General features: G+C 66.9%; 5 protein-coding genes and 1 pseudogene. 2 read left to right on the top strand and 4 right to left on the bottom strand.

Annotated elements, in window-relative coordinates; all coding sequences use genetic code 11:
* Positions 1 to 86: 86 nt before the first annotated feature.
* Entirely contained in the window at positions 87 to 2,393 is a 2,307-nt protein-coding gene (gene glf / locus Q4I23_RS29085) for a UDP-galactopyranose mutase (RefSeq protein WP_498528520.1), read from the bottom strand.
* Between the two features lie 460 nt (positions 2,394 to 2,853).
* Between glf and Q4I23_RS29080 the strand changes: the two genes are divergently transcribed.
* Complete coding sequence (locus Q4I23_RS29080; RefSeq protein WP_498528519.1) at positions 2,854 to 3,363, top strand: ribbon-helix-helix domain-containing protein; 510 nt, start codon at positions 2,854 to 2,856, stop codon at positions 3,361 to 3,363.
* Positions 3,364 to 3,447: 84 nt separating this feature from the next.
* Here Q4I23_RS29080 and Q4I23_RS29075 read toward each other — a convergent pair whose 3' ends face one another.
* Genes Q4I23_RS29075 through Q4I23_RS29065 form a run of 3 tightly spaced genes read right to left on the bottom strand, consistent with a single transcriptional unit; the run spans position 3,448 to position 6,063 of the window.
* Positions 3,448 to 5,019: a GMC family oxidoreductase gene (locus Q4I23_RS29075; protein ID WP_498528518.1), complete on the bottom strand. Its 1,572-nt coding sequence runs from the start codon at positions 5,017 to 5,019 to the stop codon at positions 3,448 to 3,450.
* Between the two features lie 28 nt (positions 5,020 to 5,047).
* Positions 5,048 to 5,614: a Twin-arginine translocation pathway signal gene (locus Q4I23_RS29070; RefSeq protein ID WP_498528517.1), complete on the bottom strand. Its 567-nt coding sequence runs from the start codon at positions 5,612 to 5,614 to the stop codon at positions 5,048 to 5,050.
* 53 nt (positions 5,615 to 5,667) lie between these two features.
* On the bottom strand, positions 5,668 to 6,063 hold the full coding sequence (locus tag Q4I23_RS29065) for a VOC family protein (RefSeq protein WP_014200037.1): 396 nt from the start codon (positions 6,061 to 6,063) through the stop codon (positions 5,668 to 5,670).
* A 191-nt stretch (positions 6,064 to 6,254) separates the two neighbouring features.
* Here Q4I23_RS29065 and Q4I23_RS29060 point away from each other — a divergent pair.
* Positions 6,255 to 6,583: pseudogene (locus Q4I23_RS29060) on the top strand (hypothetical protein); the annotation flags it as partial.

Raw genomic sequence — 6,583 nt, 5'->3', positions numbered from 1 at the left:
CCGAGATCTACACTCGCGTATAATCGTCGGCAGCGTCAGATGTGTATAAGAGACAGGGGTGGGGGCAAGGATGCGCGCAGCTCCTCCTAATCCCCCATCCCCGCGACCCGCACTTCCCGCTCCGCGCCCAGCGAGCCGAAGGCCCGCGCGGCGGCGGCGAGACCGCGGCTCTGCTGCTCCTCCTTCTCCAGGCGGGCATAGACCGCCAGCGCCTGCGCCACCACCTGATCCATGTTGTAGTAGCGGTAGGTGCCGAGCCGGCCCAGGAAGATCACGTCCGGGGTGCCGTCGGCCAGCGCCTGGTACTTGCGGAACAGCTCCTGGTTCTCCGGGCGGGGGATCGGGTAGTAGGGATCGCCCTGCGCGGAGGGATACTCGTAGGTGATGCTGGTCTTCGGGTGGCTTTGCCCGGTCAGGTGCTTGTACTCGGTGACGCGGGTGTAGGGCACCGCCTCCGACGGCTCGTTCACCACGGCGACGGGCTGGAACCACTCTTGGTCGACCGTCTCGTGCCGGAAGGTCAGGGAGCGGTAGGGCAGCTTGCCGAAGCGGTGGCCGAAATACTCGTCGATCGGGCCGGTGAAGACGATGCGGTCGTAGGCGATCTCGTCCCGCACGTCGTCGAAATCGGTGTTCAGCATCACCTTGATGTTCGGGTGGTCGAGCATGCTCTCGAACATCCGCGTGTAGCCGTTCAGCGGCATCGCCTGGAAGCTGTCGCCGAAATAGCGGTCGTCGTCGTTGGTTCGCGTCGGCACGCGGGCGGTGACCGCCTTGTCGAGGTCCGACGGGTCGAGCCCCCATTGCTTGCGGGTGTAGCCGCGGAAGAACTTTTCGTACAGCTCCCGCCCCACGGCGCCGACCACCACGTCCTCCGAGGTGCGGACGTCGGCCACCGGCTCCGCCCGGCTCTTCAGGAACGCCGCCACGCCGGCCTCGTCGAGGTCCAGCCCGTAGAGTTGATTGACCGTGGTCCGGTTGATCGGGATGGGGACGAGCCGCTCGTCCACCCGCGCCAGGACGCGGTGCTCGTAGGGCCGCCACTTGGTGAAGCGCGACAGATAGTCGGCGACCGGTTTGGAATTGGTGTGGAAGATGTGCGGGCCGTAGCGGTGGATCAGCACGCCCGCGTCGTCGTAGTGATCGTAGGCGTTGCCGCCGATGTGCGGGCGCCGATCGATCAGCAGGACGCGCTTGTTCAGCCCCGCGGCCAGCCGTTCCGCCAGCACGCTGCCGGCGAAGCCCGCCCCGACGATCAGATAGTCGAAGCCGGAGCGGCGGCCGGCGGCGCGCCCGTTGGCGTGCTTGGCCGGATGGTGGATCGCGGGAGCCGGGCGATGGGCCGGCGGCGCGGCGCGTCCGCGCTGGCGGGCCTGTTCCATCAGCGTCTTCATGCGGCCCTGCGTCCTGTCCCAGGACATGTCGCGCAGGACATGGTCGGCGGTGGCGCGCAGACGCTCCGGTTCGGCGGCGTCGGCCAGGGCGGCCTCGACGGCGGCGACGAAATCCTCCGGCGCGTCGGCGATGCGCACGACGCCGCTGTCGCCATAGCCGCGCACCACGTCGGTGATCGAGGTGGAGACGACCGGGCGCCCGGCGGCCAGATATTCCGGCGTCTTGGTCGGGCTGATGAAGCGGGTGGATTCGTTGCGCGCGAAGGGCATCAGGGCGACGTCCCAGCCCGCCAGATAATGCGGCAGGTCGTCGTAGCTCTTCGGACCGAGATAGTGGATGTTCGGACGGCGGGGCAGGTCGGCCGGGTCGATCTTCACCACCGGGCCGACCAGGACGAACTGCCAGTCGGGCCGGGCCGCGGCTGCGGCGTCGAGCAGGGCGATGTCCAGCCGCTCGTCGATGACACCGTAGAAGCCGAGCCGCGGGTGCGGGATGGTCGCCTGATCGGCGGGCTCCTCGACGATGCCGCGTGCGGCGGCGAAATGGGCGACGTCGACGCTGCTGGGGAAGGCGTGGGCGTTGGGGTGCAGGGTGCGCTTGGCCTCGTAGAGGCTGACGCCGCCGGTGAACACCACGTCCGCCCGCGCCATCAGCTGCCGCTCGCGCTCGACCAGCTCCGGCGGCGCGCCGTGGAAGGCCGACAGCTCGTCCATGCAGTCGTAGACCACCAGCGCCCCGCGCAGGTGGCCGGACAGGCCGAGGCTCATCGGCGTGTAGTACCAGAGGATCGGGTCGGTCACCCCCTCCTCGGCCAGATAACGGTCGAGAAGCTGGCGCTGGGCGGTGACGGCCGCCTCGCCGTCCAGGCCGGCGGGCAGGCGGGGCACCAGGACGAGAACGCCCTCATCCTCGCGCACGTCCAGCCAGGGCTCGGGCGTGTCGTTGTGAATCGGCTCCTCGACGAACAGCACGCGGTGGTCACGCGCGAATCGCGACATAAGATGTTGTGGACGCTGATAAACGAAGCTCCAGCGCAGGTGCGAAAAGCAGATCAGGGTCTGCGATGCGATGTCGATGGTTTTGGAATGCGGAGAGTCGGCGGTCGGACGTGTTCTTTTTCGGTTTCTGCCGATTGGGAACTGGTGTTGGCCGGCCCAACTCATGTGTCCATCCTCTCATCAATGACGTGTCATCGGATTGCCGCTGGGGAATTCGCCACGAATACAGTGGACTTTTGCGGCGCAGCGGAGTGACGTCGAAAACCGGAAACCAATAACGGGGTCGGCAGGGGTGGGTTCCGTGACAGAAATGCGTTGCGGAAAACGGTTCCCCATATTTTCAACGCTCGTTCTTTTGCGCCGGGTTGGCTGAGGTAAGCGCATATTTCAGCGGGCGGGGGTGGTATCCGGGGAAGACTGCGCGTCTCCAGTCCTTTTCGATGCGCGCGGATTTGGTGATGTGTCTCTCTCTTCACTCGACCTGAGCGGGTTCCGTCTTTCAGAAATTAATGCGCATCACGGATTTTCCGTTCATAGTGCATTCAAGGAGTCGGGGAAGTTTGGAAGGAGACGAGGGATGTGCCGAATTTTTGCCGGTCAGGACCCGGAGCGTTTCCGCATGGTAACCCGGCGGGTCCGCCTCAGCGGTCATTCGACGAGTGTCTGTCTGGAAGCGGCCTTCTGGGATGCGCTGGAGGAAATCGCGGCGATGCAGGGCGTCTCTCTGGGCCGCTTCTTGTCAAAGTTGCACGATGAAGTCTTGGCCCGAGGGGTGGAGCGGCGCAATTTCGCCGGCCTTCTGCGCTGCGCTTGCCTGACCTACGCCCAGGAAGTGAAGGGCCACCGCCCCTGCGTGGAAGAACTGGAGCGAGAGGCGCGCACCGATTTCGCTGCGGTGGCCGCCGCCGTCCTTCCGGCGGGCATTCCGACCTCTTTCACCGCCCCGGAAAAAGAACGCGAGACGGCCTGAGCGCAAAAGAGTGCCCCCCTCCTCCGTCCGGAAGAGAGGGGCTGTAATCCGCGCGGCGTCCCGAATAATGGGACAGAGCAGCGGTCAGATCGCGTTCTTGGTCATTTGGCCGGCGATGTAGTCGGCTTGCCGCAGCGCCAGCGCGACGATGGTCAGGGTCGGATTTTCGGCGCCGCCGGTGGTGAACTGCGAACCGTCGGACACGAACAGGTTCGCCACATCGTGGGTCTGGCCCCACTTGTTCACCACGCCGTCGCGCGCCTTCTCGCTCATCCGGTTGGTGCCCAGATTGTGGGTGGACGGGTAGGGCGGCGTCGGGAAGCTGCGGGTCGCCCCCACCGACTCATACAGCGCCATGCCCTGCCGGTAGGCGTGCTGGCGCATGGCGACGTCGTTGGGGTGGTCGTCGAAATGGACGTTGGGGACGGGCATCCCGTGCTTGTCCTTCTTGTCGGCGTGCAGGGTGATGCGGTTGCTCTCCTGCGGCATGTCCTCGCCGACCAGCCACATGCCGGCCATATGGTCGTAGCCGTCGAGCGCCGAGGTGAATTCCCGCCCCCAGGCGCCGGGGTCGAGGAAGGCGGCCATGAAGGGCAGGCCGAGCGACAGGGTCTCCATCTCGTACCCGCCGACGAAGCCGCGGTCGGGCTTGTTCTTCGCCTCGTCGCGGATGATGCCGGCCATGGTGGTGCCGCGGTGCATGCGCACCGGCTTCTCGAACACGCCGTAGACCGAGCCGGTCATGTGACGCATGTAGTTCCGCCCCACCTGTCCGGAGGAGTTGGCGAGACCGTCCGAGAACAGGGAGGACGCGGAGTTCAGCAGCAGGCGGGGGCTTTCGATGGAGTTGCCGGCCACCGCGACGATGCGGGCCTTCTGGCGCTGGATCGCCCCGTCCTTGTCGGCGTAGACGACGCCGGTCACCTTGCCCTTGGCGTCGTGCTCGATCTTCAGCACCTGGGCGTTGGCGCGGACCTCCAGCTTGCCGGTCTCCTCGCCCTTGGGGATCTCGGCGATCAGGGTCGACCATTTCGCCCCGGACTTGCAGCCCTGGAAACAGAAGCCGATCTGCTGGCACCCTCCGCGCCCGTCGCGGGGCTCCGAGTTGATGGCCATGTTGCCGGTGTGGCACTCCGTGTAGCCCATCTTGTCGGCGCCGGCCTTCAGGACCTTGAAGTTGTTGTTGCCGGGCAGGCCGGGGATGCCGTTGGTGCGGGTGACGCCCATGCGGTCCTCCGCCTTGGCGTACCAGGGCTCCAGCTCCTCCAGCGTGATCGGCCAGTCCAGCAGGTTGGCGCCGGCGACCTCGCCGTAGGTCGTGCGCGTCTTGAACTCGTGCGGCTGGAAGCGCAGCGCCGCACCCGCCCAATGCACGGTGGAGCCGCCGACCGCCTTGACGATCCAGGCCGGCAGGCCCGGGAAATCCCGCGACACCCGCCAGCTTCCCGAGGTGGTGCGCGGGTCGAGCCAGGAGATCTGGGCGAAGCTGGCCCATTCGTCGTTCTGGAAATCCTCCATGTTGTGGCGCCCGCCGGCTTCCAGGATCACCGTCTTGATTCCCTTCAGCGCCAGTTGGGTGCCCAGCGTGCCGCCGCCGGCCCCGGAGCCCACGATCACCACGACGCTGTCGTCGTTCAGGTCGAATTTCGCTGCCATGGCTGAAACATCCTTCCTGGGACGGTGGTCAGAGCCACTCGATGTCGTTGAACCCGCGGTCGATGTAGCCGCCCTTGGCCGCGCTCTCGCCCTCGTAGCCGAAGAGCGGCCAGACCTCCTGGTTGTTGTAGATCCCGGTGACCAGCCCGCCGCGCACTGTCTGGAAGAAGGGATCGGCCTCGATCTCGTGCAGCAGGCGGACCCGGTCGGCCTCCCAGCCGACCTCCGCGTAGGGGGCGTCGTGCTTGGCCTTGGCCAGCCGGTCGAGCTTCGCCATGCCGGACTCGTACAGCTCCTTGAGCGCGGCGTCGGCGGCCGCCTTCTCGTCCTGCGCCTTCATGGCGACGGCGTAGAAGCGGTCGGCCAGCCGGTCGTGCGGGTAGATGTCCCGCGACACCCGGATCAGCGAGCGCATGGTGTCTGGCGCCAGCGCCTTGGTCTCATACCCCCAGGCCTCGCGCGGGCAGAGGATCGCCCCGCCCGACACCAGGATGGCCGTCGCCGCCGCGGCGGTGGCCGAGGCCGCCAGGAAGGTGCGCCGGTGCATGGTGGGGTTTGGGGCGGGTTTTGCTGTTGTGCTCGTCGGAGAACGCATGGCTTCCTCCCAAGACCGATTATGATTTTTGCTTCGAGGGGACCGCGCCTGTGTCAGCGGTAGCGGCCGTGGCGCTGCAGGACCTCGATCTTGTAGCCGTCGGGGTCCTGGACGAAAAAGAAGCGGGCCATCAGCGCGCCGTCCCGCGCGAACTCCTTGATCGGGTTGGGGCCGTAGCCGAGCGCGGTGAAGCGCCGGTGTTCCCCGTCCAGATCCTCGACGCAGACGGCCAGATGGCCGTAGCCGTCGCCGTGGGCGTAGGGTTCGCTGCGGCCGTGGTTGATGGTCAGCTCGATCTCGAAGTCGTTTTCGGCGTTGCGCAGATAGACCAGGGTGAAGCCGTCGAAGGCGTAGCGGTCGGCGCATTCCAGGCCGAACGCGCGGGCGTAGAAGTCCCGCGACCGCTCCTCGTCGAGGACCCGGATCATCATGTGGATGGCCTTGGCCATGGGGGCTGGCTCCGTTCCGGTTGGTGGCTCCAGCGTGAATGTTAGTGATGCGGATTGTTTGTGTGGCAGTAAGTATCTACTACAGGCACGACGCGAAGGGGGTAGCCCGGTCGGCGGTCGCTCATCCCTGCTTTCGGGACGGCGTTCCGGCCGCGATGGCGTATCCTCACGGCCTGGAAGAGGAGCTTCCCATGCGACACAGGACGGGCCGACCTCTCGCCGTGGCGGGTCTCGCCACGCTCGTGCTTATGGCCGCACCAGTGGCCCAGGCCGCGTCGCCAACATCGGAGTGGCGCGGCTGGCTGTCCAACGGTGCGGACGGGCTGCGCGACGGGGCTGAGCGCGCGATCATTCTCGGCGGCGCCCTGCTGTACCAGAACCGGCACACGGTGGCGGGGCTGACGCTCGGCTGTCTGGCCGGCGGGGCGATGGGGGCGACAGGTGCCGTCGCGGCGGGTGCGGCGACCGGCGGGGCCGCCCCTGTCTCTTATACACATCTCCGAGCCCACGAGACTATAAC

The sequence above is a fragment of the Azospirillum sp. UFLA03-27 genome (assembly GCF_059803775.1).
This window is presented reverse-complemented; position numbering and strand designations above follow the sequence as displayed.

Coding starts and splice junctions, on each gene's coding strand:
- glf (WP_498528520.1), bottom strand. CDS start 2,393: ATGTCGCGATTCGCGCGTGACCACCGCGTGCTGTTCGTCGAGGAGCCG.
- Q4I23_RS29075 (WP_498528518.1), bottom strand. CDS start 5,019: ATGGCAGCGAAATTCGACCTGAACGACGACAGCGTCGTGGTGATCGTG.
- Q4I23_RS29070 (WP_498528517.1), bottom strand. CDS start 5,614: ATGCGTTCTCCGACGAGCACAACAGCAAAACCCGCCCCAAACCCCACC.
- Q4I23_RS29065 (WP_014200037.1), bottom strand. CDS start 6,063: ATGGCCAAGGCCATCCACATGATGATCCGGGTCCTCGACGAGGAGCGG.